Source organism: Zoogloea sp. (assembly GCF_044344315.1).
In the GTDB taxonomy this organism is placed as follows: Bacteria; Pseudomonadota; Gammaproteobacteria; order Burkholderiales; family Rhodocyclaceae; genus Zoogloea.
The window spans coordinates 1-26,882 of the sequence record NZ_JBIJDC010000060.1 but is presented as its reverse complement, the minus strand read 5'-3'; the positions used below and the strand labels follow the sequence as shown (position 1 = coordinate 26,882).

General features: G+C 63.0%; 27 protein-coding genes and 1 pseudogene. 3 read left to right on the top strand and 25 right to left on the bottom strand.

What is annotated here, in order from left to right:
- From ACIQ09_RS13665 to flgB, 5 genes are all read right to left on the bottom strand, one after another.
- Nucleotides 1–561 (bottom strand): flagellar basal body rod protein FlgF (locus ACIQ09_RS13665; protein WP_398310701.1); only part of this gene is annotated, 561 nt, incomplete at its 3' end.
- Nucleotides 562–581: 20 nt separating this feature from the next.
- Nucleotides 582–2,147, bottom strand: a complete 1,566-nt coding sequence (locus ACIQ09_RS13660) for a flagellar hook protein FlgE (RefSeq protein WP_398310698.1) — start codon at nucleotides 2,145–2,147, stop codon at nucleotides 582–584.
- A gap of 12 nt (nucleotides 2,148–2,159) precedes the next feature.
- Nucleotides 2,160–2,831 carry a flagellar hook assembly protein FlgD gene (locus ACIQ09_RS13655; protein WP_398310695.1) on the bottom strand — a complete coding sequence of 224 codons (672 nt, stop codon included), beginning with the start codon at nucleotides 2,829–2,831 and terminating at the stop codon, nucleotides 2,160–2,162.
- Between the two features lie 16 nt (nucleotides 2,832–2,847).
- The gene (flgC, locus tag ACIQ09_RS13650) at nucleotides 2,848–3,252 is read right to left on the bottom strand and encodes a flagellar basal body rod protein FlgC (protein ID WP_398310692.1); all 405 of its coding nucleotides are present in this window, start codon (nucleotides 3,250–3,252) and stop codon (nucleotides 2,848–2,850) included.
- A gap of 10 nt (nucleotides 3,253–3,262) precedes the next feature.
- The gene (gene flgB, locus ACIQ09_RS13645) at nucleotides 3,263–3,667 is read right to left on the bottom strand and encodes a flagellar basal body rod protein FlgB (RefSeq protein WP_398310689.1); all 405 of its coding nucleotides are present in this window, start codon (nucleotides 3,665–3,667) and stop codon (nucleotides 3,263–3,265) included.
- 332 nt (nucleotides 3,668–3,999) lie between these two features.
- Between flgB and flgA the strand changes: the two genes are divergently transcribed.
- From flgA to ACIQ09_RS13630, 3 genes are all read left to right on the top strand, one after another.
- A complete protein-coding gene (gene flgA / locus ACIQ09_RS13640; RefSeq protein ID WP_398310686.1) occupies nucleotides 4,000–4,692 on the top strand; it encodes a flagellar basal body P-ring formation chaperone FlgA in 693 nt (230 codons plus the stop codon).
- 89 nt (nucleotides 4,693–4,781) lie between these two features.
- Nucleotides 4,782–5,096 (top strand): flagellar biosynthesis anti-sigma factor FlgM, encoded by a 315-nt coding sequence (gene flgM / locus ACIQ09_RS13635; RefSeq protein ID WP_398310683.1) that lies wholly within the window; start codon nucleotides 4,782–4,784, stop codon nucleotides 5,094–5,096.
- Between the two features lies 1 nt (nucleotide 5,097).
- Nucleotides 5,098–5,574, top strand: a complete 477-nt coding sequence (locus ACIQ09_RS13630) for a flagella synthesis protein FlgN (protein ID WP_398310680.1) — start codon at nucleotides 5,098–5,100, stop codon at nucleotides 5,572–5,574.
- Nucleotides 5,575–5,635: 61 nt separating this feature from the next.
- Here ACIQ09_RS13630 and motD read toward each other — a convergent pair whose 3' ends face one another.
- The 20 genes and pseudogenes from motD to ACIQ09_RS13530 form a co-directional block, all read right to left on the bottom strand.
- Complete coding sequence (gene motD / locus ACIQ09_RS13625; protein WP_398310677.1) at nucleotides 5,636–6,508, bottom strand: flagellar motor protein MotD; 873 nt, start codon at nucleotides 6,506–6,508, stop codon at nucleotides 5,636–5,638.
- A 3-nt stretch (nucleotides 6,509–6,511) separates the two neighbouring features.
- On the bottom strand, nucleotides 6,512–7,252 hold the full coding sequence (locus tag ACIQ09_RS13620; protein ID WP_398310674.1) for a flagellar motor protein: 741 nt from the start codon (nucleotides 7,250–7,252) through the stop codon (nucleotides 6,512–6,514).
- 20 nt (nucleotides 7,253–7,272) lie between these two features.
- Nucleotides 7,273–8,046, bottom strand: coding sequence for an RNA polymerase sigma factor FliA (locus tag ACIQ09_RS13615; RefSeq protein WP_398310671.1), 774 nt, complete (start codon nucleotides 8,044–8,046; stop codon nucleotides 7,273–7,275).
- Between the two features lie 114 nt (nucleotides 8,047–8,160).
- A complete protein-coding gene (locus ACIQ09_RS13610) occupies nucleotides 8,161–8,946 on the bottom strand; it encodes a MinD/ParA family protein (RefSeq protein ID WP_398310668.1) in 786 nt (261 codons plus the stop codon).
- A 1-nt stretch (nucleotide 8,947) separates the two neighbouring features.
- Nucleotides 8,948–10,477: a flagellar biosynthesis protein FlhF gene (gene flhF, locus ACIQ09_RS13605; protein WP_398310665.1), complete on the bottom strand. Its 1,530-nt coding sequence runs from the start codon at nucleotides 10,475–10,477 to the stop codon at nucleotides 8,948–8,950.
- Nucleotides 10,478–10,619: 142 nt separating this feature from the next.
- On the bottom strand, nucleotides 10,620–12,710 hold the full coding sequence (flhA, locus tag ACIQ09_RS13600) for a flagellar biosynthesis protein FlhA (RefSeq protein WP_398310704.1): 2,091 nt from the start codon (nucleotides 12,708–12,710) through the stop codon (nucleotides 10,620–10,622).
- A 77-nt stretch (nucleotides 12,711–12,787) separates the two neighbouring features.
- Complete coding sequence (flhB, locus tag ACIQ09_RS13595; RefSeq protein WP_398310662.1) at nucleotides 12,788–13,936, bottom strand: flagellar biosynthesis protein FlhB; 1,149 nt, start codon at nucleotides 13,934–13,936, stop codon at nucleotides 12,788–12,790.
- A gap of 109 nt (nucleotides 13,937–14,045) precedes the next feature.
- Nucleotides 14,046–14,354: a DUF3135 domain-containing protein gene (locus tag ACIQ09_RS13590; RefSeq protein ID WP_398310659.1), complete on the bottom strand. Its 309-nt coding sequence runs from the start codon at nucleotides 14,352–14,354 to the stop codon at nucleotides 14,046–14,048.
- A 157-nt stretch (nucleotides 14,355–14,511) separates the two neighbouring features.
- Complete coding sequence (locus ACIQ09_RS13585; RefSeq protein ID WP_398310656.1) at nucleotides 14,512–16,458, bottom strand: chemotaxis protein CheA; 1,947 nt, start codon at nucleotides 16,456–16,458, stop codon at nucleotides 14,512–14,514.
- A 39-nt stretch (nucleotides 16,459–16,497) separates the two neighbouring features.
- Complete coding sequence (cheZ, locus tag ACIQ09_RS13580; protein WP_398310653.1) at nucleotides 16,498–17,340, bottom strand: protein phosphatase CheZ; 843 nt, start codon at nucleotides 17,338–17,340, stop codon at nucleotides 16,498–16,500.
- Nucleotides 17,341–17,366: 26 nt separating this feature from the next.
- The gene (gene cheY, locus ACIQ09_RS13575; protein ID WP_296574159.1) at nucleotides 17,367–17,765 is read right to left on the bottom strand and encodes a chemotaxis response regulator CheY; all 399 of its coding nucleotides are present in this window, start codon (nucleotides 17,763–17,765) and stop codon (nucleotides 17,367–17,369) included.
- A 15-nt stretch (nucleotides 17,766–17,780) separates the two neighbouring features.
- A complete protein-coding gene (locus tag ACIQ09_RS13570) occupies nucleotides 17,781–18,734 on the bottom strand; it encodes a chemotaxis protein (RefSeq protein ID WP_398310650.1) in 954 nt (317 codons plus the stop codon).
- 15 nt (nucleotides 18,735–18,749) lie between these two features.
- Nucleotides 18,750–19,721, bottom strand: a complete 972-nt coding sequence (locus ACIQ09_RS13565; RefSeq protein ID WP_398310647.1) for a chemotaxis protein — start codon at nucleotides 19,719–19,721, stop codon at nucleotides 18,750–18,752.
- Between the two features lie 184 nt (nucleotides 19,722–19,905).
- Nucleotides 19,906–21,639, bottom strand: a complete 1,734-nt coding sequence (locus ACIQ09_RS13560; protein ID WP_398310644.1) for a methyl-accepting chemotaxis protein — start codon at nucleotides 21,637–21,639, stop codon at nucleotides 19,906–19,908.
- A gap of 147 nt (nucleotides 21,640–21,786) precedes the next feature.
- The gene (locus ACIQ09_RS13555; RefSeq protein WP_398310641.1) at nucleotides 21,787–23,523 is read right to left on the bottom strand and encodes a SpoIIE family protein phosphatase; all 1,737 of its coding nucleotides are present in this window, start codon (nucleotides 23,521–23,523) and stop codon (nucleotides 21,787–21,789) included.
- A gap of 2 nt (nucleotides 23,524–23,525) precedes the next feature.
- Nucleotides 23,526–23,831 carry an STAS domain-containing protein gene (locus tag ACIQ09_RS13550; protein WP_296408655.1) on the bottom strand — a complete coding sequence of 102 codons (306 nt, stop codon included), beginning with the start codon at nucleotides 23,829–23,831 and terminating at the stop codon, nucleotides 23,526–23,528.
- A 70-nt stretch (nucleotides 23,832–23,901) separates the two neighbouring features.
- Complete coding sequence (locus ACIQ09_RS13545) at nucleotides 23,902–24,996, bottom strand: chemotaxis response regulator protein-glutamate methylesterase (protein WP_398310638.1); 1,095 nt, start codon at nucleotides 24,994–24,996, stop codon at nucleotides 23,902–23,904.
- 34 nt (nucleotides 24,997–25,030) lie between these two features.
- On the bottom strand, nucleotides 25,031–25,645 hold the full coding sequence (cheD, locus tag ACIQ09_RS13540) for a chemoreceptor glutamine deamidase CheD (protein ID WP_398310635.1): 615 nt from the start codon (nucleotides 25,643–25,645) through the stop codon (nucleotides 25,031–25,033).
- Entirely contained in the window at nucleotides 25,635–26,462 is an 828-nt protein-coding gene (locus tag ACIQ09_RS13535; RefSeq protein WP_398310632.1) for a CheR family methyltransferase, read from the bottom strand. Before ACIQ09_RS13535 ends, cheD begins: the two co-directional genes overlap by 11 nt.
- 131 nt (nucleotides 26,463–26,593) lie before the next feature.
- Nucleotides 26,594–26,882: pseudogene (locus tag ACIQ09_RS13530) on the bottom strand (chemotaxis protein); the annotation flags it as partial.

Here is a 26,882-nt window from a genome sequence, read left to right as displayed (position 1 = left end):
CGGATTGCCGTCGGCAAGGCGAAAATAGCCGTCGCCACCCCGGCGCATGTCCTGCTCGGGCGGATTGACGAGCTTGAGCTGGCCGACGGTCGTGGTGTTGTTGCGCGCCCCGGTGCGGGGGACCGCCGAGACCGTGCCGTCGGAGCCCACCACCACCTCCACATCGGGCGGCACGGTGATCGGGCCGCCACCGCCCACCACCGGCAGACCGCCGCGGGTCTGCAGGACGCCGTTGGCGTTCACTTCCAGACTGCCATTCCGGGTGTAGGCCTCGGTGCCGTCAGGCATCTGCACGGCCAGCCAGCCCTTGCCCTGCACCGCCACGTCCATGGAGCGGTTGGTGTGCTGCAGCGGACCGGGAGTGAAGTCGTCCGAGACACTGGCATCCACCACGAAGGCCCGGGTGGGCAGCTGGGTGTTCTGGATGGGCACGGCACGCAGGCGATGCAGCTCGGCCTTGAAGCCGGTGCTGGTGGCATTGGCCAGGTTGTGGGCCACGGCCGCCTCCTGCCCCATGGTGGCGGCAGCGCCGGTCATTGCGGTGTAGATGAGACGGTCCATGGCTCAGGCTTTCTTCAGGATCAACGCAGGTTGACCAGGGTTTGCAAGATCTGGTCCTGGGTCTTGATGGACTGGGCGTTGGCCTGGTAGGCGCGCTGCTGGGTGATCATGTTCACCAGTTCGGAGGTGAGGTCCACGTTGGAGTCTTCCACTGCCGCCGACTGCAGCACGCCCAGGCTGCCGGTGCCCGGGGCATTGGGCTGCTCGGGGCCGGAAGCATTGGTGACCGCCCACTGGTTGCCGCCGAGGGACTGCAGGCCGTTGGGGTTCTGGAAGGACGCCAGCCACACCTGGCCCATCACCCGGGACTGACCATTGCTGAAGTTGCCCTGGATGGTGCCGTCCGCATCGACCGTAAGGCCGGACAGCTTGCCGGTGGTGTAGCCATCCTGGGTCAGCTGGTTGACCCCGTAGCTGTTGCCGAACTGGCTGGTGCCTTCGAGCTCCACAGTAAAGGCCAGGGGCGTCACCGAACCTGTCGACACCGAGTAGGAGGTGGTGAAGGAGGTGGGCGTCTGGAGCACGCCATTGGCGTCGAAGCTGATAGTGTTCGGCGTATGCACGCCGGTCACCGGATCGATTTCGGGCGGGAAGCCGCCGTCCAGGCTGGTGTACACATCCCAGATGTTGGACTGGGCGGTCTTGACGAAGTACATCGACTGGGTATGGGCATTGCCCAGGGAGTCGTACACCGTCTGGGAGGTGGTGCTGGTATAGCTGGTCGGATCCGAGGTACTGAACGCGTCGTTGGTCGCCGTGCCGGTGGTTGCGGGCACATTCAGCGCCGCCGCTGCTGCCCCCGTCACGTTGATGTCGGAGAGGCGGCCGCTGCGGATCGACGCAAAGTTGATGACGCCAGTGCTGTCGCTGGCCACCTTGACACGATCCTTCAGCGCGGTCTGATCGACGGCGGTCTGGATGGCAGTGACGAGGGAGCCGACGTCGGCATAGGTGCCCGGAGCAATGCTGACCGTGACCGGCGTGGTCGCGCCATCAACGACGATGGACAGGACGTTGGCCGGTGCAGCGGCAACCGTCAGGGACGGCGCAGCCGTCCCGAACACCGCGGCCTTGCTCATGGCCGACGGGGTGGCGGAGCGCGAATCCAGGTTGACGTTGTAGCCGGCGCTGGTGGTCGAGGCGGGCTTGGCGTCGCTGAAGTTGAGCTTGATGTCGCCGGTGGTGCCGGTCAGCACGCCGTTGGAGTCGGCCAGCTTGCCGGTCAGACGCAGGCCAGAGGCGTTGACGATGTAGCCGTTCTTGTCGGTCTGGAACTGGCCGTTGCGGCTGTAGGTGATCGTGCCGGCATCGCTCATGCGGAAGAAGCCCTGCCCGTTGATCGCCAGGTCCAGCGCATTGCTGGTGGTGGAGATGTTGCCCTGGTTGAACTGCTGGGACACCTTGTCGATGGATGCACCGATACCCACCTGGGTACCGCCACCCGCCAGGGATGCGGCGAACACGTCGGAAAACTGGGCCGTGGACTGCTTGAAGCCGACGGTGCCCGAGTTGGACACGTTGTTGCTGATCGCGTCGAGGGCCTTGGAAGCGATGGAAAGACCGCTCAAACCTTGTTGGAATGCCATTTTTTCCTCCGCTTACAGAATCTGCTTGATGTCGGACAGGCTTACGAGATTGCCGGCGCCCACATCGAGGGATACGCTGCCGCTGCTGGTGCGCAGCACGCTATTGACGGTGCTCAGCTGCAGTGAAGTGGTCTTGACCGTATCACTGCCCCGGGTGGCGCTGACGCTAATGGTGTAGTTGCCATCCACCGCCTGGGTGCCATTGGTGGACTTGCCGTCCCAGGCGAAGTTGAAAACGCCGGCGTCGGAGGAGCCCAGCTCCATCTTGCGCACCTCCAGCCCCTTCGAGTCCTTGATGGTCACGGTAACCTTGTCGGCCGCCGTGGCCAGCTCGAACCCCCCGTAGGCCTTGCTGCCGGAGAGCGTCAGTTTGGTGCCTTCCACCATCACGCCCTTGCCCACCAGTGCCGCCGCCTGCAAGGCCTCGTTGGACTGGCTGCCTTCCAGCAGGGAAGTCAGCGTCTTGTTGAGCTTGTCGATGCCATCCACCGTGCTGATCTGGGCCAGCTGGGAGGTCATCTGGGCGTTGTCCATGGGGTTGAGGGGGTCCTGGTTTTTCAGCTGCTCGGTGAGCAGCTTGAGAAAGCGGGTCTGGGCCTCTTCGGTCTTCGAGGTGGTGCTGGTCGAAGACTTCTGGAGGGCGGCGATGACGTCGGCGGAGGTCGTGGAATTGACAGTGCTCATGATCGTTGTCCGGTGCTTACTGGCCGATGGCCAGGGTTCGTTCCATCAGGGTCTTGGCGGTACCCATCACTTCGGCATTGGTCTGGTAGGCCCGGGAGGCAGAGATCATGTTGGTCATCTCCTCCACCACGTTGACGTTGGGCATGGTCACGTAGCCTTCGCCGTTGGCCGCGGGGCTCTTCGGGTCGTAAACCATGCGCATCGGCGCAGCGCTTTCGACCACCTGCTTGACGCGCACCCCCTGGGCTGCCGGCGCGCCCATCGGCGTGGCGGCAAACACCACCTGCTTGGCCTTGTAGGGCTGGCCATTGCTGGACGTGATGCTGTCGGCGTTGGCCAGGTTGCTGGCGGTGGCATTGAGCCGGGTGGATTGGGCGTGAAGCGCGCTGCCGGCCACCTGGAAGACATTCATCATGCTCATGATCGGCTCCTTACTGGCCCTGGATGGCGCGCTGCATGCCGGTGATCAGGCCGTTGATGAAGGTGACGCTGGCCTGGTACTGGACGGCGTTCTCGGCGAAGGCACTGCGCTCCACGTCCATGTTGACCGTGTTGCCGTCGACCGCGCCCTGCTGGTCGTTGCGAAACTTCAGGTTCGCCTCAAGAGGGCTGGTGCCGGCGGCGGCCAGGTGACGGGCCGAGGTGGTGTTGAGCGCCAGGTTGCCACTCTTGCCCGCCAACGCGCCCTTCAGGGCCTCGCGAAAATCCACGTCGCGGGCCTTGTAGTTGGGCGTATCGGCGTTGGCGATGTTAGAAGCGATGACCTGCTGACGGTAGGCACGCGTGTTCAGCGCGGTCTGGTGGAAACGCATCGCTTCATCAAGTCGGCTGCTCATTCGGATCACCTCTAAAGTTCGTTTCCACGCGTGCCGTCATTCCTGCCTGGGGTGCCCGCTGTGGTTTGCGTACACTCCTTTGCACCTTCCATGCCAGCCATCCTAAGGGCCTGGACACCCCGCAGAAGGGCCGAACAGGCGGCAATTCCCACGCCAATTTGGCCTCCCGCGCCTTTCCTGCACTGCCGCCCCGGCAAGTTGCCGGCAAGTTTTGCCGGCCCTTCCCCCCTACCCCCTGCCGTTTCGAAATAGCCGAATAAAGAAGGTCTGTTTCCCGCTGCGCAAAAGGTGCCGACATGGTTGAATGGCGACATAGCTCTCCGGTCACCCCCATGCTTCGTCCCGCCCTGCTCGTCGCCCTAGCATTGCTCCTGCTGCCTGCCCTGCCCGTGCAAGCACGCCAGGATCCGGTGCCGGTGCGTGCCGAGGTCAATCGCTTTCTCGATCTGCAAAGCCGCAGCCTGCCGGGCGAAGTCCGCATCCAGGTGGGGGAGTTCAATGGCGACAACGGACTGGTGCCCTGCGTGCAGCTCGAAGCCTTCCTGCCTGCCGGCGCACGGGCCTGGGGGCGGGTGTCGGTCGGTGTGCGCTGCCTGGCGCCCACCCCATGGACGGCTTATGTACCGGCAGAAGTCCGGGTCAGGGGGCTTTACCTGGTCAGCGCCGGGCCGATCGCCGCAGGCCAGATCCTCGGCCCGGCAGATATCCGCCGGGAGGCTGGCGAGCTCACCGCCCAGGCTGCAGATGTACTCACGGAACCGAGCCAGGCCGTCGGGCACGCCGCCCGGGTCAGCCTTGCCGGCGGCCGCCCTCTGGCTGCCAGCCACCTGCGCCTGCCACCGGCAGTGCTGCAGGGCCAGCCCGTCAAGGTGGTCTCCCGCGGCGCAGGCTTCCAGGTGGCAAATGATGGTGTTGCCCTGAGCAGTGCCGCCGACGGCCAGGCTGCACAGGTACGCCTGGCCAACGGTCAGGTGGTGCGTGGCACGGCCCGCAACGGTGGTATCGTGGAGATCACGCTTCCCTGACCAGGGCCTGCCGTAACTGCCCGAATCGGTTAAAGTTTCTCTTCCATGGGTCGTTGACCCCCTCGACATATGGAAGAAAGGGCAATGCCATGAAAATTGATAACTCAGTCAAATCAGCCGCGGGCCTGCCGCCCAACGACGGCCGAACCCGCTCTGCCAAGGAATCCCCGAAGGCTGAATCGGCCAGCGGCGGCGGAGAGAAGGTTGAACTGTCCTCCCTGTCTGCGCGACTGCAGCAGATGGAGGAGACCATCGCCAACACCCCCGTGGTGGACAGCGCCAAGGTGGACGAGATCAAGCAGGCCATCACCGAAGGTCGTTTCAAGGTGGATACCGGCAAGGTTGCCGACGGCCTGATCGAGAGCGTTCGCCAGATGCTGACGGCACAGCCAGGGCCTGCCTGACGTGGCTGTCGATCCCGGCCTCACGCAACGCCTGGCTCGCCTGATTCACGATGAACAGGCCGGCCTGCAGGCTTTCGTTGCCCTGCTGCAACGGGAAGAAGCCTTGCTCGTGGAAGGCCAGATCGACGCCCTGACTGCCCTGGCGGAGGAGAAGATCAGCCTCTACCGCGCCCTTCAGCGTCTCTCCGACGACCGCACGGTGATGTTTGCGCGCCTCGGGGCGAAGGTGAGCAACGAGAACATCCGCATTGTGCTGGCGAACTCGCCGGACGCCCTGGTGGCTTGGGATGCCGTTGTGACGCTGGCCGGTGAGGCCAAGGAGCGCAACCGGGTCAACGGACAGCTGATCACTGAACGCCTCCAGAACAATCAGCAGGCGCTGAGCACCCTGCTCGCTGCTGCCGAGCACCCCCAGATCTACGGGCCCGACGGTCAGTCGCGGCCAACCGCCTCGAGCCGTCACTTCGGTTCGGTCTAGGCGCCTCCCCTTCCAATTTCCCCCTTCTCCCTGACGCCTTTGCCCACCAGGGAAACGAGGTTCAGCGCCCGGGGGCCGGTGTCTGCGGATCGGCTGGAGCGGGCGCAGGGACGGGTGGCGCTGCATCTGCCGGGAGGATGGAGTCGGTCACACCGGACGCTCTTACCGGCTTGGGCACTTCTGCTTCAACAACGCGGGACTCGATGAGTATGGTGACCCGACGATTGCGCGCCCGGCCATCCGCCGTGGCATTGTCGGCCACGGGGCGCTGGTCGCCATAGCCTGCCGCGGTGAGCCGCGACGGTTTGACACCACCGTCGACAAACAGGCGCACCACACTCGACGCACGCACGGCGGACAACTCCCAATTGGACGGAAACATCGCCGTCGCGATGGGCGTGATATCGGTATGCCCTTCCACGGTGATCGGAAACTCGGCACCGGCCACCACCTCGGCCACGGCCCGCAGGGCCCGCACGGCGTCGGCGCCGAGTTGGGCCTCGCCAGGCGCAAACAGCACGCTGGCATTGATCTCGACGGTGATGCCGAACGCCCCCTCCGTCACCCGGACCTGACCGTCTGCCACAAGGGGCGCGAGCACCTTGCGAATCTCCTCGGCCATGTTCTTGACCCGCTCGGCCCTGGACTTGCGGGCCTCCTCGGTCTCCTGGGTGTCGGATGGCGGCGGTGTGACCTGGGGGCGGATCGACGGAATCGGGCTGGAGATGATGCGTGGACTGTCGCTGTTGCTGGCGATGTTCCGAAAGGCACTGACCACCGAGTCGGACATGATCCGGTACTTGCCTTCATTCAGGGACGACAGGGAGTACATCACCACGAAGAAGGCGAACAGCAGGGTGATAAAATCGGCGTAGGAGACCAACCAGCGCTCGTGGTTCTCGTGCTCGTCCTCCCCCTTGCGACGCCGCGCCATGGCTCAGCCCCCGTAACCCTTGAGGCGGCTCTCGATGATGCGCGGGTTATCGCCATTGGCAATGCCCACAAGGCCGTCCAGCACCATTTCGCGCAGGGACACCAGCGTGCCGACGACCCCAAGCAGCTTCTTGGCCACCGGCAGGAAAATCAGGTTGGCCGAACCCACGCCGTAGATGGTGGCCACGAACGCAACCGCGATGCCCGAACCCAGCTTGGAGGGGTCGGAGAGGTTTTCCATCACGTGGATCAAACCCATCACGGCGCCCAGGATACCGATGGTCGGCGCATAGCCGCCGGCAGCCTCCCAGATCTTGGCCCCTTGCTTCAGCTGGCCCTCCCAGCTATCGATCTCGACCTCAAGCACCTCGCGCAGACGCTCCGGCTCGACCCCGTCGACCAGCAGCTGCAGGCCTTTCCGGATGAAGGGGTCGTCGATGGCCGGGATCTGGCTTTCCAGGGACAACAAGCCCTCCTTGCGGGCCACATGACTCCAGTTCACCACCTGCTCGATCAGGGCAGCATGATCCAGCTTGGGCGGCACGAAAACCCAGGGGACCATCTGCATGCCCGTGCGGAAGACCGTCGCGGAGCTCTGCAACATGACCGCCCCGAGGGTACCGCCGATGACGATGAGGAAAGCCGTCGGCTGGATGAGGGAACCCACGTGACCGCCCTCAAGCACCTGCCCGACAAGGATGGCGGCCAGGGCCAGGGTGATGCCGATAAGGCTGATGCTATCCATGGAGATACCCGCTCGAAGGCTCAGGAGGCCGCCGCGCGACGGCCCCGCCCGCGACCTTCACCCTTGGCTTTGGGCGCATTCTGAATAGCCCCGGAAATGCGCGAACGCAGACGGGCGATGGCCTGACTGTGCAACTGGCACACCCGGGATTCGGATACGCCCAGCACCTCACCGATTTCGCGCAGGTTCATGTCCTGTTCGTAGTAGAGGCCCATCACGGTCTTTTCCCGATCCGGCAGGTCGTCGATGGCCTTGATCAGCACATCGCGCATGTTCCCCTCGAGCAGCAGGGTCAGGGGATCATTACCCTCGAGGGTGATATGACGTTCGAGGTAGTCGTCTTCGCCTTCGCCGGCGAAGTCCTCGAAATACACAAGCTGATAGCCCCGCGCCTCCTGCAGCATGTGCTGGTAATCTGAGAGCGGCAGACCCAGGGACTCGGCGAGCTCCGTCTCGGTCGGGTGCCGGCCGTGCTGCTGTTCCAGCTGGTGTACAGCGGCCTCGATGCGCCGCATGTCCCGACGCAGACTGCGCGGCAGCCAGTCGTTCTCGCGCAGGCCATCCAGCATGGCGCCCCGGATGCGCTGCACGGCGTAGGTTTCAAATTGGGCGCCCAGACCTTCCTCATAACGGTTGATGGCATCGAGCAGACCGAGCATGCCGTTCTGGATGATGTCTTCGACCTGCACACTGGCCGGCAGCTTGGCCATCAGATGATAGGCAATGCGCTTGACCAGCGGGGCGTACTGGACGACGAGCTGTTCCTTGTCGAGGGTACCGGAGGCGGTGTACATCTTTGCTCAGCTTTCTGGTCTGGTTTTCCGGACGATGCGGGACATCACAAGATGTCTCATCGGCACCGATAGGCTTCTACGTGACCCACGAAACAATATCTCACAAAGCCACCCTCAACCTGCTACACCGGCCTGGGCCGACCAGGCCCGCAGCCGCCGGATAAAGGCACTCGCCCCCTCCGTCGGGTGGCGCTCGCCAAGAGGCGTGGTCATCGAATCGGCCAGGCCATCGCGTTCCACCTCGCCTCGCCACACGATCGGCAGGCCCACATGGCGTTCGGTGAAATCATTGAGGCTGGCAAACAGCGCGGTGGCGTCGGCCCGGTCGCGGGCGCCGCTGACCGCCACCTCAAGGGAGCCAGCCCCGGCAGCGGCAAGGCCCTTGATCCACTGGCAGGCCCCCCGTGCCCCCACACCGCTGGCCTCGACGACAAGCAGGCGGCGCCCGGCGGCCCGGGCAAAGGGCGTCAGACGCCGGGCGTCGCCCACGGCATGAATGGCCAACAGGTCGGCACGACGCTGAAGTTCGGTGATACCTGCTTCCAGGCGGGCGTGATGGGCGTCATCAAGCAAGGAAACTGCATGGACGGTGGCCGCCGCCGGGACGACCCATAGCCCGTCGGCAACCTCACGCATGTTCTCGGTCACGTCATGCTGACCCTGCAAGGCTCCCAACAAGTCAACTCCTTCGGGGAAACCGAAAGCGCTGAGCAAGGAGCCATCGTCGGGCGCGTGTTCGTCGAGCACGACCACCCGGCGGGCCCCTTCAGTCAGTGCCACGAGCGTCTGCAAGGCCAGGGTCCGGGGCGCCCGACCCGAGGCAAACAGGGCCACGACCGCAGAAGGCGTGCGGCGGAACAAGCGGCGCAGGCCGGCGGCCTGATCGGATGCGTGCAACATCTCAGAGCCCCCCGTGCAGGCTGGACGCAGACGGCTTGGCGGCAGATGCCATCAACAAACCGGCTTCGAGGGGTTCGAGACGAAAGGGCGATGCGGCCGGCAGCTCCTGGAGGGCCTGGGTCAACAGCGCGTCGCGCTTGGGCAGATGGAGATCCTCCGGCACCCGCTGACCATTGGCCACATAGAACACTTCGACTTGGTGGCGGATGGCCACGTCGAGCACCGGCGCCAGGGACATGGCTTCGTCCATCTTGGTCAGGATGACGCCGGCCAGATCGTCGCCGGCATAAGCCCTGACCACATCGTCAAGGGTATCGCCGCGGCTGGTGGCGTTGAGCAGCAACAGGCGCGAGACCTTTCCGGCGCCGGTCAGCATGGCGGCCTGCTCGGCCACCATCTTGTCGCGCTGGCTCATGCCCATGGTGTCGATCAATACCATGTGCTTGTCGCGCAGACTGGCGAGAGTCTCACGCAGGTCGGTGGCATCACGTACCACGAACACAGGCACCCCGAGAATGCGGCCGTAAATGCGCAATTGCTCATGGGCGCCGATCCGGTAGCCGTCGGTGGTGATCAGAGCCAGCTTGTCGGCGCCATGACGCACCACGCAACGGGCCGCCAGCTTGGCGGTGGTGGTGGTCTTGCCAACACCGGTCGGCCCGACGAGGGCAAACACGCCACCGCGGTCGATGATGTCGGCGTCACTGGCCATGGCACGGAAACGCTGATCCAGCGCATCATGAAGCAGGCGGTGGGCGTCTTCGGGAGCTTCATCCTCGGGCACGCTCTCGGCCAGCTCCCGAGCCAGCACGGCCGAGAAGCCGGCCTCCAGAAGATCGCCGATCAGGCGGGTACGTCCGGGGGCGCTGCGCCCCATCTCACCCCAGGCAAAGCCGGCGAGCTGACGCTCGATCATCCCGCGAATGGCCGCCAGCTCATTGGCCATCTGGGAGTTGGCGGATTCGAGGGCGCGAATGCGGGCCTCCTCCTCGACACCTGTCGGGCGCTGGCGCGGCGGCGCCTCGCGAGCGGGCGCGGCTTCAGTGCGCAGCGGAGAACGCGGCGCGGGCGCCACGGGATCAGCTGACGGACGCCGGGCCTGGGTGGACGCGGCATGGAACACGTCCCGGGACAGCTCGACCCGGGGTGGGCTGAAGGGCTGCATTTCGGCCGGACGGGCCGCTGCGGGCCGCGGCGGAGCTGCCGGCGCAGGAGCCGCGGGGGCCGCCGGGCGAGCGCTGGCCGCGCGGGACAGGCTGACCCGGAAATCGTCGTCGAAGAAGTCCTCGGCCAGTTTCGGCTGCGGAGCGGGGGCAACCGGAGCAGCCGGCGGCGGCGCCACGGGCACGTTTTGGGCTGCCTGCGCGCGGGCGCGCTGGAGGGTGGCCACATCGCCCGCCGGCAGGGCGAGGATCTCCACACCGCCGTTGGCCGCGCGATTGGAGAGCACCACCGCGTCCGGCCCGAGGTCGTCCTTCAGCATGCGAAGGGCCTCGCGGGCGGTTTTGGCAAAGTAGCGCTTGACGTTCATGCTCCTGTCTCCGGGGTGCGAAGGCTTTCATGGGCCCATGACGGGCACTTCGGTAGCTTCGATTATCACCAGCGGCCGCGCTTTCGATGGCCGGGAAAAGACAGGTTTTAGGGCGCTATTCCCCCCACACGAGCAGGGAAACTCAGGGTGAGGTGGAAATCATGGCCGAGACACGGATCAGGCGTGTCTCCGGGACTTCCGAGTTGGCGACCACCTTGAGAGTCGGGACAGCCCGGCGCAGGAAGCGCGACAACAACCAGCGCAAGGGCGCCGGCACCAGCAGGACCGGGGGCAGGCCGGTGTCTTCCATGCGCTGGGCCGCTGCCGCTGTTTCGCGCAGCAGGGTGTCGGCCAGCCCCGGCTCGATGGCCCCACCATCCGGCCCGCCCCCGGCCATGGCCTGCATGAGCACCCGCTCCAGCCCCGGCTCGAGAGCCATGACCTGGACCTCCCCGTTGCCCGGGAACAGCCCTTGCACGATGGCCCGCCCCAGCGCCTGACGTACCCGGGTGGTGAGCTCGAGAGGATCCTGGATGCGGGGCGCATGCTCGGCGAGGACTTCGACGATGGTGCGCATGTCGCGGATATTGACCCCCTCGTCGAGCAGATTCTGGAGCACCCGCTGAACGCTGGCCAGGGGCAGCAGCTTGGGCACCAGATCCTCGACCAGTTTGGGTGTGTCCTTGGCAATGTGATCGAGCAGGGCCTGGGTTTCGATACGGCCGAGCAGCTCGGAGGCATGGCTGAGAATGAGGTGATTGAGGTGGGTCGCCACGACCGTGCTGGCGTCGACCACCGTGTACCCCAGCGCATGAGCCTGCTCGCGCTGGGCAGCATCGATCCACACCGCCGGCAGCCCGAAAGCCGGGTCGGTGGTGTCACGACCACTGAGAGGGCCGGACACCCGCCCCGGGTTGATGGCCATGAACTGCCCCGGGAAGGCCGCACCGACGCCGATCTCGACCCCCTTGAGGACGATGCGGTAGGCGTTGGGTTTGAGCTCAAGGTTGTCGCGGATGTGCACCGGCGCAGCAAGGAAGCCGATGTCCCGGGCAAATTTCTTGCGGAGGCCGCGGATACGCTTGAGCAGCTCGCCGTCCTGCCCCTTGTCCACCATGGGGATGAGCCGATAGCCAACCTCCAGGCCAAGCACGTCGACCGGGGTCACGTCGGACCAGCTGGCCTCCTGACTTTCGGCAGGCACCACCGGCGCAGCACTCGGCGCCTCGGCTTCTTCAACCAGTTCGGTCTGACGCGCGCCACCGCGCCAGGCGAGATAGCCCAGCCCGCTGGCCAGCAACAGGAACACGAAGTTGGGCATGCCGGGAATCAGGCCCAGGATACCGAGGATGGCCCCGGTCAGGAGCAGAACCTGCGGGTTCGAGAAAACCTGCCCGATCACCTGGGAACCCATGTCACCATCGTCGCCCACCCGCGACACCACCAGACCTGCAGCCACGGAAATGATGAGGGCCGGAAGCTGGGCAACGAGCCCGTCACCAATCGTCAGCAGGGTGTAGTTGGTGGCCGCCTGGCCCAACTCCATATTGTGCTGGAGCACCCCGACGATCAGCCCGCCAACCACGTTGATGGCCATGATGAGGATGCCGGCCACAGCATCGCCACGCACGAACTTGGAGGCACCATCCATGGCACCGTAGAAATCGGCTTCCTGGGAGGTTTCGGCACGCCGGCGCTTGGCTTCCTTCTCGTCGATGAGGCCGGCGTTGAGGTCGGCATCGATGGCCATTTGCTTGCCGGGCATGGCATCGAGCGTAAAGCGGGCACCCACTTCGGCAATCCGCCCGGCACCCTTGGTGATCACCACGAAGTTGATCAGGGTCAGGATGATGAACACCACCAGGCCCACCGCCGTATTGCCGCCCACCAGAAAGTGACCGAAGGCTTCAATCACCTTGCCCGCGGCATCCGGCCCCTTGTGACCATCGAGCAGCACGACCCGGGTGGAAGCCACGTTGAGGGACAGGCGCAGCAGGGTGGTGACGAGCAATACGGTCGGGAAGACCGAGAAGTCCAGTGGCTTCTTGGTGTACATGGCCACCAGCATCACCATCACGGATACCGCGATGTTGAAGGTGAACATCAGGTCCAGCACAAAGGCAGGCAGCGGCAGCACCATCATCGCCAGGATCAGGATGATGAGCAGCGGGCCGGCCAGGGTGCGGATGTTGCCCGGGGCGAAGAGCGTACGCAGGTTCAGACTACCGTTCATGCTTGCCATGGTCCCCCTTTCCGGCCCGGGGGAAAGGCCGGAAGAAACCGGGATTTACCGGTCAATTCGGCATCGCCTCAGACCCCGGAAGCACCCTCAGCGGGATCCATGCCCGGCGGAACGGCAAGACCGCTGGGCTCATCGGGAGGCAGCCCCCCTTCTGCGATCCAGTGGTTGAGCTGGAAGACCCAGGCCATCACCTCGGCGACCACGGTGTAGAGTTGGGCCGGGATCTGCTGCTCAAGCTCGCAATGGGCATAGAGGGCCCGGGCCAGCGGTGGTGCTTCGAGAATGGGCACACCGTGCTCGCGTGCCAGGTCGCGGATGTTGTGGGCGATGAGGTTCATGCCTTTGGCCACCACGACGGGTGCCCCGGAACGCTCCGGGTCGTACTTGAGGGCCACCGAGTAGTGGGTCGGGTTGGTCACCACCACATCCGCCGTAGGCACCTGGGTCATCATGCGACGGCGGGACATTTCCCGCTGGGCGGCGCGGATGCGGGCCTTGATCTGCGGGTCGCCCTCCTGCTCCTTCATTTCCTGGCGCACGTCTTCCTTGCTCATGCGCAACTTACGGTGATATTCCCAGAGCTGATAGGGCACGTCGATGGCCGCGATCAGGGCCAGGCTGGCGACGATGAGCAGGGTCGCCAGCAACACCAGGCTGGCAAAATCATCCATGCTCGCTTCAAGGGGCTGGAGCATCAGGGCGAAGAGATGGTCCCGCTCCCGCCACACGACCCATACCCCCACACCCCCGACAAGGGCCGCCTTCATGCTGGCTTTCACCATCTCGGCAAGGCCCTGGGTCGAGAACATCCGGCCCAGCCCTTGCAGGGGATCAAGGCGAGTCAGATCGAAACGCAGGGCCTTTACCGAAAACACCCACCCTCCCATCAGGAAGGGCACGAACAGCGCAGCAACGATCAGCGCCAAAAACAAGGGGGTGACGGTGAGCAGCCCGTTGGTGGAGAGCTCGGCCAGAATCTGCAGCATGCCGGTGGTCTCGAAGGCCTGACTCCGCTCGAAACTGAGCCCCGACTTGACCATCTGCATCATGCGATGCCCACCCCAGCGGCCAAGAACGTACAGAGCCGTCACCCCGACAATCAGCGAGATGAAGGTCGCCAGCTCCCGGGAATGGGGAACCTGGCCCTCTTCCCGGGCCTGCTCCAGCCTTCGCGGTGATGCTGACTCTGTTTTTTCGAGGTCGCTGTCTTCAGCCACGGACGGCTCGACGGTAGTTCAGACCCACGAAGAATACGCGCGGAGCCCAGGGGATCAGGACAGGAACAGACCGGTTTTGCGTGGGCTATTCCGGACCGGAGGGCAGCCGTCAGCGAGTGACGGTATTGCCACCGATCAGCTGCTGAATGGCGCCCGCCTCCCTCTGCAGCTCTGACAGCTTGAAGCTGAGCAGCATCAACTGGTCTTCCATCTGGCCAAACAGCTCGCGACAGGCCTGGGCGGGACCGCCCGCCAGCACGCGAGCGGCGTCTATGCGCGCCTGAAGTTCGGCGAGCATCACCTCCTGACCGGGATGGGACGCGATGAACTGATGCAGTGCATGCTCTCTCGCCGCAAAAAAAGCGACCGGATCGCGCTCTGCCAGATGCTTCCAATAATCGAAATCAAAGCCACCCATGCGCCCTCCCCCTGCCGGATCGGAACCGTGGCTGTAAAGGGCACGGGCAAGGGCAGTCAGGAATGATCCTAACCGGCCCTTGCCCGGTGGTGAGCGATCTACGTCACACCATGATGTTTCAAGGTGTGACTATGTGGCATAAGTCGCGGTGTGCGCCTCAGGCGGCGAGGGCGGGAAGCTCCATCTTGGCCAGCAGGGCACGACGCGAGACACCACCGCCACGGCTGTCACCGAGGGCGCCGAGCAGCTCCTTCATGTCGAGGATGAGCACGATCTGCCCGTTGGACAGGGTGGTGACACCAGCCACACCCTTGGGACGGAAGTCGTCCAGGGACTTGATCACCGCATCTTCACGGCCAGCGAAGCTGTCGATGGCCAAGATGAAACTCTGCTCCGCACTCTGCATGAGCACACCGTATTCGGGGGTCTGGACCGGCTCCCAACCGAGTAGGGACGAGAGCGGCATGATGGGCAGCACTTCACCACGCACCACCATGGTTGCCCGTCCGCCAACCTCCTGCACTTCGGCCGGCTCGATCGGCAGGATCTCGCGGACCATGGACAGCGGCACCGCGAAAGGCTGCTCTCCAAGGCGGACCAGCAGCACCGGCAGGATCGCCAGCGTCAGGGGAAGACTGATGACGAAGGTAGTGCCCTTGCCAAGGCTGGAACGGATTTCGATGGAGCCGTTGAGCTTCTGGATGTTGGTACGCACCACGTCCATACCCACACCGCGGCCGGAGACGTCGGAGATCTGGCTGGCCATGGAGAACCCGGGCAGGAACACCAGATTGTAGCTCTGGCGCTCGTCCATGGTGTTGGCCTCCTCATCCGTGATGAGGCCCTTCTCAACTGCCTTGGCACGCAGCCGTTCGGCGTTCATGCCTCGACCGTCGTCGGCCACCAGGATCACGATGTGATCGCCTTCCTGACGTGCTTCGAGACGCACGATGGACTTCTCGGGCTTGCCGTTGGCCAGTCGATCCTGGGTTTCCTCGACACCGTGATCCACCGCGTTGCGGATGAGGTGGATGATCGGGTCGGACAGATCCTCGATCATCGTCTTGTCGATCTCGGTCTCTTCACCGGACAGAACCAGCTCCACATCCTTGCCCAGGTTACGGGCCAGGTCGCGAGCAATCCGCGGATACTTCTGGAACAGGCGCCCAATGGGCTGCATGCGGGTCTTCATGACCGCGTTCTGCAGATCGGATACCAGAAGATCAAGCTGACTCACGGCCAGATCAAGGGCATGTAGGGTTTCGGTATCGCTGCGCCCGTTGAGGATGTCGCTGCGCAGGGCATTGAGACGATTCTTGGTAAGGCCGATTTCACCGGAAAGGTTGAGCACCTGATCGAGGCGGGCGGTATCGACCCGGATCGAGTTGTCACGCTGCTTTTCACTGTCGCGCCGCCCAACAGGACCGGATGCGCCCGGCTTGTCGGTAACGCGCCGGCCGACAGCGGCCTTGATTATCTGCTCCGGCGACTTCTGTGCCAGCTCCTCGTCGGATTGATGCATGGGCACCGGCGGCGGGGCGGGGACTTCGACGGGGGCCGCAGCAGCAGCCGGCGCAGTCCCGGTTACGGTCTCGAACAGTGCATTCCAATCGAGTGCGTCTTGCGAGGCTGCCACGACGGGGACCGGGGGCGGAGGTGGGGCCACCGCGGCAACCCGGGCCGGCGCAGCCAACTTGACCATGCCTGACAGGCTCCCGGCAATGGCCAGGCGCAGGCTTTCAATCAGATGCGGGTCGGCAGCAGCCGGCTGAACCCCCTGCTCCAGGTAGCCGAACATGTCACGCACCGCGCCCGTGGAAGAGAGGATCACGTCCATGACCTCGGGGGTGATGGCCAGTTCGCCATTGCGCAGCTTGTCGAAGAGGTTCTCTGTCAAGTGGCACAGGGTGACCAGTTCGGCGGCATTCAGGAAGCCGGCGCCCCCTTTAATGGTGTGGAAGCCGCGGAAGATGTCGTTGAGCAGGCCCTTGTCGTTGGGCGCCCGCTCAAGATCCACCAGCTTGTTGTCCACACCCGACAGGAGATCCCCCGCTTCCACGAGGAAATCCTGCAGAAGGTCATCCATCCCGGAAAAATCGCTCATTGCATTCGCTCCTTGCGGGCTTGCCCGCTTCAGCCCAGATCAGAAACCCAGGCTCTCAAGCAGGTCATCCACCTGCTCCTGGCTGGACACCACGTCATCCCTGCCCACGGCGTTGATCACCGGACCGTTCATCAGGGTCTCCGGCGCCTCCGCCTTGCGTTCAGCGGGCATGGCCTCAATCAGGACCTGAAGCAGTTGCTGCTCCAGCCCCTGGGCCAGATCCACCACCTTCTTGATGACTTGCCCGGTGAGATCCTGGAAGTCCTGCGCCATCATGATTTCCATCAGCTGCGCACTGGTCTCCCGGCTTCCCGTAACCACATGGCCAAGGAAGTCACGGGTTTCCCCCGCAAGAACGCGAAACTCATCGGGCGACATCTGCTGCGCGTACAGGCGATCCCAGCGGGCTTTCAGGGCGGCCGCGTTGGCCTCCGTCCGGTCCTGGATGGGCTTGGCGATGTCCGTGGCGTTCAGCACCTTGCTGGCCGCCTGCTCGGTCATCTCGGCGATGTAAGTCAGACGCTGGCGGGCATCCGGGATGGCATGGGCGGCCTCTTGGAGGCTGCGGTCATAGCCGAGCTCGCGCAGGGTGTCGTGCAACTGGCGCGTCATCACGCCGATACGGTTGAACACCTTGTCGCAACTATGGGCGGATTCATCCCCGGCAGCACCGACGTGCTCGCTGGTGGAGTATTCACCGGCCACGGAATCGAACAGGGCCTGGAGTTCGTCGTCGTCACCACCGGCGGATACAGCCGGAGAAACAACTTCGAGATGAGGAGGAGCAGCAACGGGCGCTACCGCCCCCCCGGCAATGCTGTCAAACAGGGACTGCAGGTCGTCGCTATCGCCCGATTCATCGAATTTAAGACGCTTTGCCATGATGGAGCTCCGTCTGATCGGCTGCCTCAGGCAGCTTTCTGGCCCATCTTTTCGAAGATCTTTTCGAGCTTCTCGGACAGGGTGGCCGCAGTGAAGGGCTTGACGATGTAGCCGCTGGCCCCGGCCTGGGCGGCCGCAATGATGTTTTCCTTCTTGGCCTCGGCCGTGATCATCAGGACCGGCAGGTGCTTCAGGGACGGCGTTGCCCGGATGTTCTGCAGCAGCGTCAGGCCATCCATGTTGGGCATGTTCCAGTCCGTGACGACGAAGTCAAAAGGCAGGGAATTAAGCTTCTGCAGGGCGATCTGGCCATCTTCGGCTTCATCCACGTTGGTGAAGCCAAGTTCCTTGAGCAGGTTGCGGACAATGCGCCGCATGGTCGAGAAGTCATCGACGACGAGAAATTTCATCTTGGGGTCCGACATGTTGTTGATCTCCGTTCAATCCCGGTATGCCCGCATCAGCAGGGGGCGCAGGGTATCCGCCAAGATGTCAGCATCGAACTTGGCGACGTAAGAATCGACACCGACGCTCTTGCCCATCGCCCGGTTGGCTTCGGACGACAGGGAGGAATGCATGACAACTGGAATGCCCTCAAAGCGGCTGTCCGCCTTGATGTTGCGGGTGAGCACGTAACCATCCATCTCGGGCATTTCCGCATCGACCAGAATGAGGTTGAGTTCATCACGCAGACTGACCCCGCGCTGCTGGGCGTGGTTGGCCATACCTTCCAGTCGCGTCCAAGCCTCGAGCCCGTTGAGCGCATGCTTGTGGCGTACACCGAGTTTATCGAGAGTTTCCGCAATTTTCTTGCGCGCCACGGCCGAATCATCAACGAAGAAAAGATTGACCTCGTGCCCGCCCTCAAGGGGATGAATCTGCCCCACTACGGCTTCGCCAAAGGTGCTGGCCAGAATGGTCTCCACATCAAGAATGGAAACAAGCTTGCCGTCCTGCAACTCCGTGATGGCCGTGATGAAATGATGCCCGCCGGAGGTGACGTTATCCGGAGCCCGGACCTTGTCCCATTCCACGCGGATGATGCGGTCCACCTCATGGACTAGGAAGCCGAGGGTGCGCTTGCTGTACTCGGTCACCATCATCGAGCCGCCCAGCGGATCACCCGACACCGAAATGCCCATGACCTTGGCCAGGGCCAGCACCGGAATCACATTGCCGCGCAGGGAAATCAGCCCCTCCACACCATCAGGCATGTTTGGCGCCTTGGTGATGAAGGGTGTGCGCGACACCTCACGAACCTTGAAAACGTTGATCCCAAAGATCTCCTGGGTACCCAGGGAGAACAGCAGGATCTCCATGCGGTTCGAGCCCGCCAGCTTGGTGCGGGCATCAACAGCCTCAAGCAGCCCACGATCGACACGATCCATGTTCATGATGCTCCTCTGCGCTCAGACGGTCTTGGCCAGGTTCGCACGCTGAGTGATCAGGCGGCGCAACACTTCGGCTAGACGCTGGGGTTCGAACTTGGCCACGTATTCATCCACGCCAACCGAGCGACCAAGCTGCTGGTTGGACATGCCGGACAGGGACGAATGCATGATCACCGGCACGCCTTCAAAACGCGGGTCGGATTTGATCCTCTTGGTGAGGATATAGCCGTCCATCTCGGGCATTTCCACATCGGTAAGAACCAGGGCCACCAGATCCTTCACCTTGCGACCCGAGGCTGCAGCGTAGGAAGCCAGCTTCTCGAGCTCGTCCCAGGCCGCCCGGCCATTGACCGTTCCGACATAACGCACACCCAGCACATCCAGGGTGCGCTCGATCTGCTTGCGTGCTACCGAAGAATCATCGGCGAAGTACACCGTGATGGGCTCTTCCGCCTCAATTGGCTCAATACCCTTGAACAGGAACTCGTCGTCGTAGCGAGTCGTTTCGGACAGCACCTTTTCGACATCAAGGAGCATGACCAGCTTGGGTCCCGGGAGTTCGGTGACGGCGGTAACCAGGCCTCCCAGGTTGGCAGTCAACATGTCGGGCGGTACCCGCATCTGCGACCAGTCGAGGCGCAGGATGGTATCCACGGCCTCGACCAGGAAGCCCTGGGTGTGGCCGTTGTACTCGGTCACGATCATGATCTCCCGGGGACTGTCGGTACCCATACCTGCATACTTGGCCAGGTCGACGACAGGGACCAGAACGCCCCGCAGGCTGACCATACCCTCAACAGACGAGGGCATCTCAGGAGCGGCCGTAATGGGAGGCGTGCGCATAACCTCACGGACCTTGAAGACGTTGATCCCGAAGGTCTCACGTCGTCCGGTGCGCGGATCCAGGCCAAGAGTGAACAGCAGGATTTCCAGCTTGTTGGTCCCAGCCAATCTGGGTCGCGCGTCAATGTTCTTGAGAAGTTCGGACATGCTCAATCTCCGTCTCAGACCCCTGCCGACCCGATGGCGCAGGCTCCGATCTGGAAGCAATATCGGCGGGTGGCAAACAATCTTGAGGCTTCCTGCCCCTTATGGCGTGCGGCCTGCACAAGAAAAAACGGCCCGCGGGAAGGCGGGCCGAACACTCTCACTGAAACAGGGGAACACAGGCTGGTCAGGCCCTGTAGCCAATCCGGAACCCGCCCCAATGGCGGCCATTGACGTAAACCGGAGCGGAGATGTCGTGCATGATTTCGCCGGTATCGCGGCGATAGGTCTGGATCAGGAAGGGCATCTCATGCTTTCCGCACTGCTTGCCCACCGGATCATCGAAGACCCGCTTGCTCCGGTTGCCGACAAAATCCTTCTCGTAGTCACCGGTCAGTGGCTGGGAAAAGCGTTTGTTGTGAGTTGGTACGTATCCATTCCGATCCGTACCGATGGCATAGACGGCCTCCTGATTCACGTCGAGCAGGCGCTCCTGGAGGAGCGGGAAGATGCGGTCGGTCAGGCTGTCAAAACGGGTGCTGTACTTCTGTGGCCGGGTATTTGCGAGCGGCTTGTAGGCATCGTCGAAGAGATCGGCTTCGCTTATCTGCCCGCCCGCCACGGCCTGCTCCAGAAGCATGCCCATCTGACGCGCCCCATCCCTTACGATGTCAGGCATCTTCTTATGCACCAGCATGGCCTGCTCGCCTGCAGCCCCCAGCTTGAAGACGCGGCTGATCTCCTTGAGATTCACCGCAAGCCCACTGAGGCTGGTGGCCTCATCCAGGGTTTCCCGGGCTCCGGCCGAATTGCGACCCACCATGTCCATGATCTGTCGCACATGACCGACGATCTGATCGGCCTCACGGCTGTGGGCATTGATAGCAGCGGCGATCGCATCCACCTTCTCCATGGTCTGGCGCGCACCATCATTGATCTGCTGGAGCGAGCCCGCCGCCTTCTGGGCCAGTTCGGCACCCGCATGGGCCTGGGAGCTGCCCGCATCAATGGAGGCGATGGCGCTGCGGGTTTCCGCCTGGATGGCTGCGATCATGGTTCCGATCTCACTCGTTGCGGAGGAGGTTCGCTCAGCCAGCTTGCGCACTTCATCCGCCACCACAGCAAAACCACGCCCCTGCTCACCTGCCCGAGCCGCCTCGATGGCGGCATTGAGGGCCAGCAGGTTGGTCTGATCGGCGATCTCGCGGATCACCTTGACGATGCCACTGATAGCTTCAGACCGCTCTCCCAGCGCTGAAATGACCTTTGCTGAGTCCTCAACGGAGCGGGCAATCTGCTCAATCTCCCGGGAGGCACTCGTGACAACCTCAGCCCCTTTGACAGACAACTCCCGCGCCACCTGGGCATTGGTTGCGGTCTGGCTGGCATGCTCGGCAACAGCATTCACACCGGTCGTCATCTGCTCAATGGCAACCACCATGCTCTCGGCAGCCCCCTGCTGACTGCTTGACCCTTCTGCAACCCGCCCCGCATGCCCTGAAAGCAGATCCGCTGCTTCATGCACCCGCTGCGCGTCGAAGATGACTTTGCCGACGATGCCTTGAAAGCTGCCGATCAACTCATTAAAAACCGCCTCGACCTCACCCACCTGACCGGGAGACACAGCGACGCGGCGGGACAAGTCGCCGTCCTTGTGCATGGCCCGGATGGTATCGCGCAGTTCGATCAGGGGATGGACGAACAACACCCGGACCGACACCAGAAGGATGACGCCCACCGTGATCGAGAGTGCGACACAAACTCCGACGAAACCGGCAGAAAAGGATAGGCCAAACGCCAGGCCTGCCCCAAGGGCACCGCCCCCTGCAACGAGACCGGCCAGAATGGAGACAATAAGAACTTGCATGGTAATCGGCGATCCCCGCTCAACAGGAGAAGAAGAGCAGGCCTTGGAACCCACCCCCCGGAACCGGCGGGTAACTGCGTCGCCGACACCTTGTCTTCTAGCCCGCATTGCGCAGGCATCAAAGGTTTCGAGGCGTTTATCGGCGCGGTCCAGCTGAACTTTAGGACCCTTAAACAGACACGAGGAGGACTATTTCACACTTTATGACGTTCGTTCAGCTAGGCGAAAGAGAACGTCCACCCGATTGCCGACGCCACTGTAGCGAACATCGTCGCAAACCCGAAGCAGGAGAGGAATGCCACGGCCATGGCCCTTCAGGATGTCCTCACCGGACGGCTCGTCTCCTGCGGAGCGGATCTGTTGTTCGTGGTTGAAGCCCGGGCCGGTATCGGCGCAACTGATGTGTAGAACAGGAGGCTGGCCATCTCGCTGGCGCAGGGAAAGTTCAAACTCCACGGCCCCCATCTCGAGCCGCGCAAGGCGACGGGTCCGCTCGTCGAGAAACACATCCATTCCCTCGACCCCAGCCTTGAGAGAGGACGGCAGACGCAGGAGACCGTGGTCAAGGGCATTGTTGAAGAGTTCGGACAGCACCAGAAACAGGCGCCCTGCAAACGGCCGCACCCCTTCGAACTGCTCAATGGCGCCGAGAATGAGCGGAACCGCATCAAGGCGCTTGAGATCTGCCGCGCCCAGACGTAACACGAAGCGCCAATCACTGGCCGTCGGCGCCGCCGGAGAATCGCCGGAACTCACCGCGGGGACCGGTTGAGGCGTATCGGTCAGGGCGATGTGGGCAATGGAAATATCGTCCCTCGGGGGGCTTCCCCCGGTCAGTTCATGGACGATGTCGGTAAGCCGTGGCAGGCGCAGATCGGCGGGGAGATTGTTCAGTGCGGCGCCCAGCCCGTCCACCCCGAGTGCCTGCCCCGCGGCATCCTCAAGTTCGATCAGCCCATCGGAAAACAGCAGCAGATGGTCATGAGGATTGACCACGTGGGCATCCACGGTACCGTCGAACTCATCGTCGTCGACCACACCGAGGGGAAAGTGATGCCGGTTGAAATGCAGGCGGACTCCGCCATCGGGTCGGACCAGCAGCGGCCCGGGGTTCCCCCCGTTCCAGACCGTCACATAGCGCTCGCGGAAATTGACGGCGACAAGGGTGGCTGCGATGAAACGGTCTACCGGCAGCAAGGCGCGCACCTTGCTGTTGATCTCGCGAGCAATGGCGTCGATACCAAAACCGCGCTCGGTCATGCGGTAAAAAGGTGCCGTGACGGGAAGCACGTTAAGCGATGCGGCGAGACCGTGGCCTGCGCCATCGGCCAGCAATACGTGGAGCACGTTACCCGGCGTCCGGGCGGCGGCGATGAGGTCGCCACTGAACTCCGCAGCAGAAGCAATCCAGTGTGACACTGCTGGATCGCCGAGCGCCTCCCGGTTGATCAGACGCTCCATCACGAAGCGGGCCAGGCGCTGCTCTTCTTCCTGCAGGCTGCGATAGCGGGCCAGTTCGCGGTTACGCGCCTCCGCCTGACGCTGCATGGCTTTCAAACGCAGAATCACGCCCAGTTTGGCATGCAGCATCTGGCGGGACGCAGGCTTGCACAGGTAGGCGTCGGCCCCGGCTTCGAGGGCACGCATCTGTGTCGCCTCGTCGAGACTGCCGGTAAAGACCAAACTGGGAATCCAGCTTCCACCCGTACGCACACGCACCGTCTTCAGTAACTCAATGCCGTCCATGCCAGGCAGGCCGACGTCGGTCATGAGGACGTCCGGGTAGGCTTGCGCGATATGGTCGAGCGCCTCGGCGGCAGTGCTGACCCCAGCGACACGATGCCCCAGGGCCATCAGATCCCGACGAATCAGGTAGAGATCGTCGGGATTGTCATCAACTACAAGGATGAGGAGGGATTCGGCGTCGTACTCCGCCACCTTCAGACAATCGGGAAAAGCTTGCCGAAGTTGGCGATATCGAGAACCTGCCGAACACTGCCCTTGGCGTTGGCCAGGCAGACAGTCTTGCCAGAGCTCTTGGCCTTGTCACGCAGCATCAGCAGCATGCCGAGTGCCGAGCTGTCCAGATAGGCCACATTACCGAGATCCACCGCAACCTCGGTCGTGCCCGGACTGCCCAGCGCACGGTCAACGGCATCGCGGAATTCTCGATGGGAATTGAAATCAAATCTTCCGGAGAGCTGAATCCTGGCCTGACTCTGCTGGGTGCTGACGCTGGTATCCATTTCTGTTGCCTCTATTTTTTCACTGACTCATGCGACTCTGCCGAAATCGACCGGCCACTACCCCCAAAACCTACGCCTTGATGCTCCGCTTTTCCGTCATCCGCAGGCGACTCAGCACGCGCAGACCGACCTCCCGGAGAGGTGCTACTTCATCAAGGGCTCCAATGGCAGCCGCTTCACGCGGCATGCCGTAAACCACGCAAGACTCCTGATCCTGACCGATCGTCCACGCACCGGCTTGACGCATCGCCAGCAAACCCTGCGCGCCATCCTTGCCCATCCCGGTCAGGATGACGCCCACCGCATTGGCGCCCACCTGGGTCGCCGCAGACTGGAAAAGCACATCCACAGCGGGCCGGTGCCGGTTTACCGGCTCCGACTGGGCCAGCTCGCACTGATAGCCCCCCGCAACGCGACGCACCGACAGATGGGAATGCCCTGGCGCCAGGTAAGCAGTGCCAGGCACCACACGCTCGCCGTGCTCGGCCTCTTTCACGCGCAAACGACACAGGCCATCCAGGCGCTTTGCAAAAGACGCGGTGAACATTTCGGGCATATGCTGGACCATCAGAATCGCAGGCATCTGTTCCGGCATGGAACATAGCACTTCCTTGATCGCCTCGGTGCCCCCGGTGGACGCGCCGATCAGCACAAGACGCTCATGCAAAGCGCGTTCAGACACACTTCCCGTGGCACTGACAACCTGCCCGAGAGGCTCTCGCAGCAAGGGTTTCGGGCTCGGTGAGGCAGCTGCAGGAACCCTCGGCCTGGCACCGAAGGCACATCGCACCTTGTCACAAATTTCTACACGATAGGCTTCGATGCCGGCAGTTGAATCGAGCCTGGGCTTGGGAACAAAATCAACAGCCCCCAATTCGAGCGCCTGCAGGGTGGCCTCTGAGCCACGTCGGGTCAGACTCGAAATCATGACTACAGGCATTGGCCGAAGCCTCATAAGGCGCGCCAGAAAGTCGAGCCCATCCATCTTCGGCATCTCGATGTCCAGGGTCAGAACATCCGGATTGAGGGTCTTGATCATTTCCCGGGCGGCAATAGGATCGGGCGCAGTACCGACCACTTCCAGGTCGGGAGCTGAATTGATCACTTCACTCAGAACACTGCGCATCAGCGCAGAATCATCGATAACGAGAACCTTGATGACCATGCTTCATTCCAGTTGCGTACGGAGGCACACTCCGTCATCCAAATAGCTCAACGTCACCCTGAACATTGTCGCGTCGAAGTCGGGCTTCATATTCGCGCTCACGGGCAATAAGCGTGTCATTCTTCACACGGACCAGCTTTTTCATCATCACACGCCCGCTGACCGGAAAAAAATAGACCTTGCGGGGATAGATGTCGAGGAGATCCTGGGCCACCACGGGTATGCGTTCGGTCTCAAGGTAGTCGAGTACGAAATCAACATTCTTCTCTCCCACCTGCGCCTGCGACAGGCTGGCCAGCACCCTTCCGCCGCCGAACACCTTGGCCTCAAGGCTGCTGCGTCGGGCACCCAGTTTGAGCAGGTGATTGAGCAGCACTTCCATGGCATAAGCACCGTAGCGTGCCGAGGAGGAAAGCACACCAAGTTCGCCCCCATTGTCCGGCAACATGAAGTGGTTCATCCCACCCAGGCCCTTGTCCCGATCACGGACGCACGCCGTGACGCAGGAGCCCAGCACAGTGACCAGAACAATGTCGGAGGTGGTTACGAAGTACTCTCCAGGAAGAACTTTGACCGCATCACAGCCGAACGTACGATCGAAGTAGCGATTGGTGGCCATGTGCTCGACATAGCCGGCTTCAGCGTGCACGGGGGGCCGTCCTTTCGTAAACCGTCCGCCCAAGAGAGCGGAACAGGTCGGCGGCGTGCAGGAAGCTCTCCGAATGCCCCGCGAACAGCAAACCATCGGGCTTCAGCAAAGGCACGAAGCGCTCCAGGATGGCGTGCTGGGTGGGCTTGTCAAAGTAGATCATCACGTTGCGGCAGAACATGGCATCAAACGGCCCCTGAACCGCCCAGCTCTTGTCCAGCAGGTTGATGCGCTTGAACTCGATCAAACGCTGCAGCTCCGGACGCACCCTGGCCTGCCCCTCCTGGCTGCCCGTTCCCTTCAGGAAGAAACGCTGCATGCGTTCGCGGGACAGACGCTCGACCCGATCCATGCCATACACACCCTTCTGTGCCGTAGCCAGAACATTGGTGTCGATGTCAGTAGCGACGATCTGCACTGGCGGGGTGAGCGTATTGAAGGCTTCACAGGCGGTGATGGCGAGGCTGTAGGGCTCTTCTCCGGTGGACGCAGCACTGCACCAGATGCGAAAAGGTGCTCTCGACACCTGCTTCTTCAGGCGCTCGGCCAGGATGTCGAAATGGTGCGCCTCCCGAAAAAAGGACGTCAGGTTGGTGGTGAGACTATTGACGAAGGTCTCCCACTCATCCGGCTCACGTTGCGCACGATCCAGGTACTCGGCAAAGGTCCGGTCTCCCCGAGCCCGCAAACGCCGGGCCAATCGGCTGTAGACCATGTCCTGCTTGATGGGTGAAAGTGAAATTCCGGCATGCTTGTAAATCAGCTCCCGGACGCGCTCGAAATCACTGCTGGAGAATTCGAACTCGCGATCTGGCATGGATAAGGAAGGAGCACGCACCGGGGTAGCTGCGGGTCGCCCGGACTGCGCCGGACGAACACCCGCCGACGGCGCCGTGGCAACTCTGGGGGGAAGGAGTGGCTGCTTTTCAGACATGGCTCATGACTCTCTCAGAACTCTTCCCACTCATCATCGATCTCGCTCCCACCACCGGCACGACGCACCTTAGGCAGGGGAGCCAATGCCACTCGGGAAGCCGTCGAGCGGGACCGTTCGGGCAAGCGGGCGACATTGTCGGGGACAGGGGCGGCCTGGCTCTCAGGCACGCTACCGGCGTGGAGCCGGAACATGGCCACCGAACGCACCAGACTCCTCGCCTGATCCTCAAGGCTTTCAGCCGCAGCAGCAGCCTCTTCAACCAGCGCCGCATTCTGCTGGGTCACTTCGTCCATCTGACCC

Coding starts and splice junctions, on each gene's coding strand:
- ACIQ09_RS13660 (WP_398310698.1), bottom strand. CDS start 2,147: ATGGCATTCCAACAAGGTTTGAGCGGTCTTTCCATCGCTTCCAAGGCC.
- ACIQ09_RS13655 (WP_398310695.1), bottom strand. CDS start 2,831: ATGAGCACTGTCAATTCCACGACCTCCGCCGACGTCATCGCCGCCCTC.
- flgC (WP_398310692.1), bottom strand. CDS start 3,252: ATGAGCATGATGAATGTCTTCCAGGTGGCCGGCAGCGCGCTTCACGCC.
- flgB (WP_398310689.1), bottom strand. CDS start 3,667: ATGAGCAGCCGACTTGATGAAGCGATGCGTTTCCACCAGACCGCGCTG.
- flgA (WP_398310686.1), top strand. CDS start 4,000: ATGCTTCGTCCCGCCCTGCTCGTCGCCCTAGCATTGCTCCTGCTGCCT.
- flgM (WP_398310683.1), top strand. CDS start 4,782: ATGAAAATTGATAACTCAGTCAAATCAGCCGCGGGCCTGCCGCCCAAC.
- motD (WP_398310677.1), bottom strand. CDS start 6,508: ATGGCGCGGCGTCGCAAGGGGGAGGACGAGCACGAGAACCACGAGCGC.
- ACIQ09_RS13620 (WP_398310674.1), bottom strand. CDS start 7,252: ATGGATAGCATCAGCCTTATCGGCATCACCCTGGCCCTGGCCGCCATC.
- ACIQ09_RS13615 (WP_398310671.1), bottom strand. CDS start 8,046: ATGTACACCGCCTCCGGTACCCTCGACAAGGAACAGCTCGTCGTCCAG.
- ACIQ09_RS13610 (WP_398310668.1), bottom strand. CDS start 8,946: ATGTTGCACGCATCCGATCAGGCCGCCGGCCTGCGCCGCTTGTTCCGC.
- flhF (WP_398310665.1), bottom strand. CDS start 10,477: ATGAACGTCAAGCGCTACTTTGCCAAAACCGCCCGCGAGGCCCTTCGC.
- flhA (WP_398310704.1), bottom strand. CDS start 12,710: ATGAACGGTAGTCTGAACCTGCGTACGCTCTTCGCCCCGGGCAACATC.
- ACIQ09_RS13590 (WP_398310659.1), bottom strand. CDS start 14,354: ATGGGTGGCTTTGATTTCGATTATTGGAAGCATCTGGCAGAGCGCGAT.
- ACIQ09_RS13585 (WP_398310656.1), bottom strand. CDS start 16,458: ATGAGCGATTTTTCCGGGATGGATGACCTTCTGCAGGATTTCCTCGTG.
- cheZ (WP_398310653.1), bottom strand. CDS start 17,340: ATGGCAAAGCGTCTTAAATTCGATGAATCGGGCGATAGCGACGACCTG.
- cheY (WP_296574159.1), bottom strand. CDS start 17,765: ATGTCGGACCCCAAGATGAAATTTCTCGTCGTCGATGACTTCTCGACC.
- ACIQ09_RS13570 (WP_398310650.1), bottom strand. CDS start 18,734: ATGAACATGGATCGTGTCGATCGTGGGCTGCTTGAGGCTGTTGATGCC.
- ACIQ09_RS13565 (WP_398310647.1), bottom strand. CDS start 19,721: ATGTCCGAACTTCTCAAGAACATTGACGCGCGACCCAGATTGGCTGGG.
- ACIQ09_RS13550 (WP_296408655.1), bottom strand. CDS start 23,831: ATGGATACCAGCGTCAGCACCCAGCAGAGTCAGGCCAGGATTCAGCTC.
- ACIQ09_RS13545 (WP_398310638.1), bottom strand. CDS start 24,996: ATGGTCATCAAGGTTCTCGTTATCGATGATTCTGCGCTGATGCGCAGT.
- ACIQ09_RS13535 (WP_398310632.1), bottom strand. CDS start 26,462: ATGCCAGATCGCGAGTTCGAATTCTCCAGCAGTGATTTCGAGCGCGTC.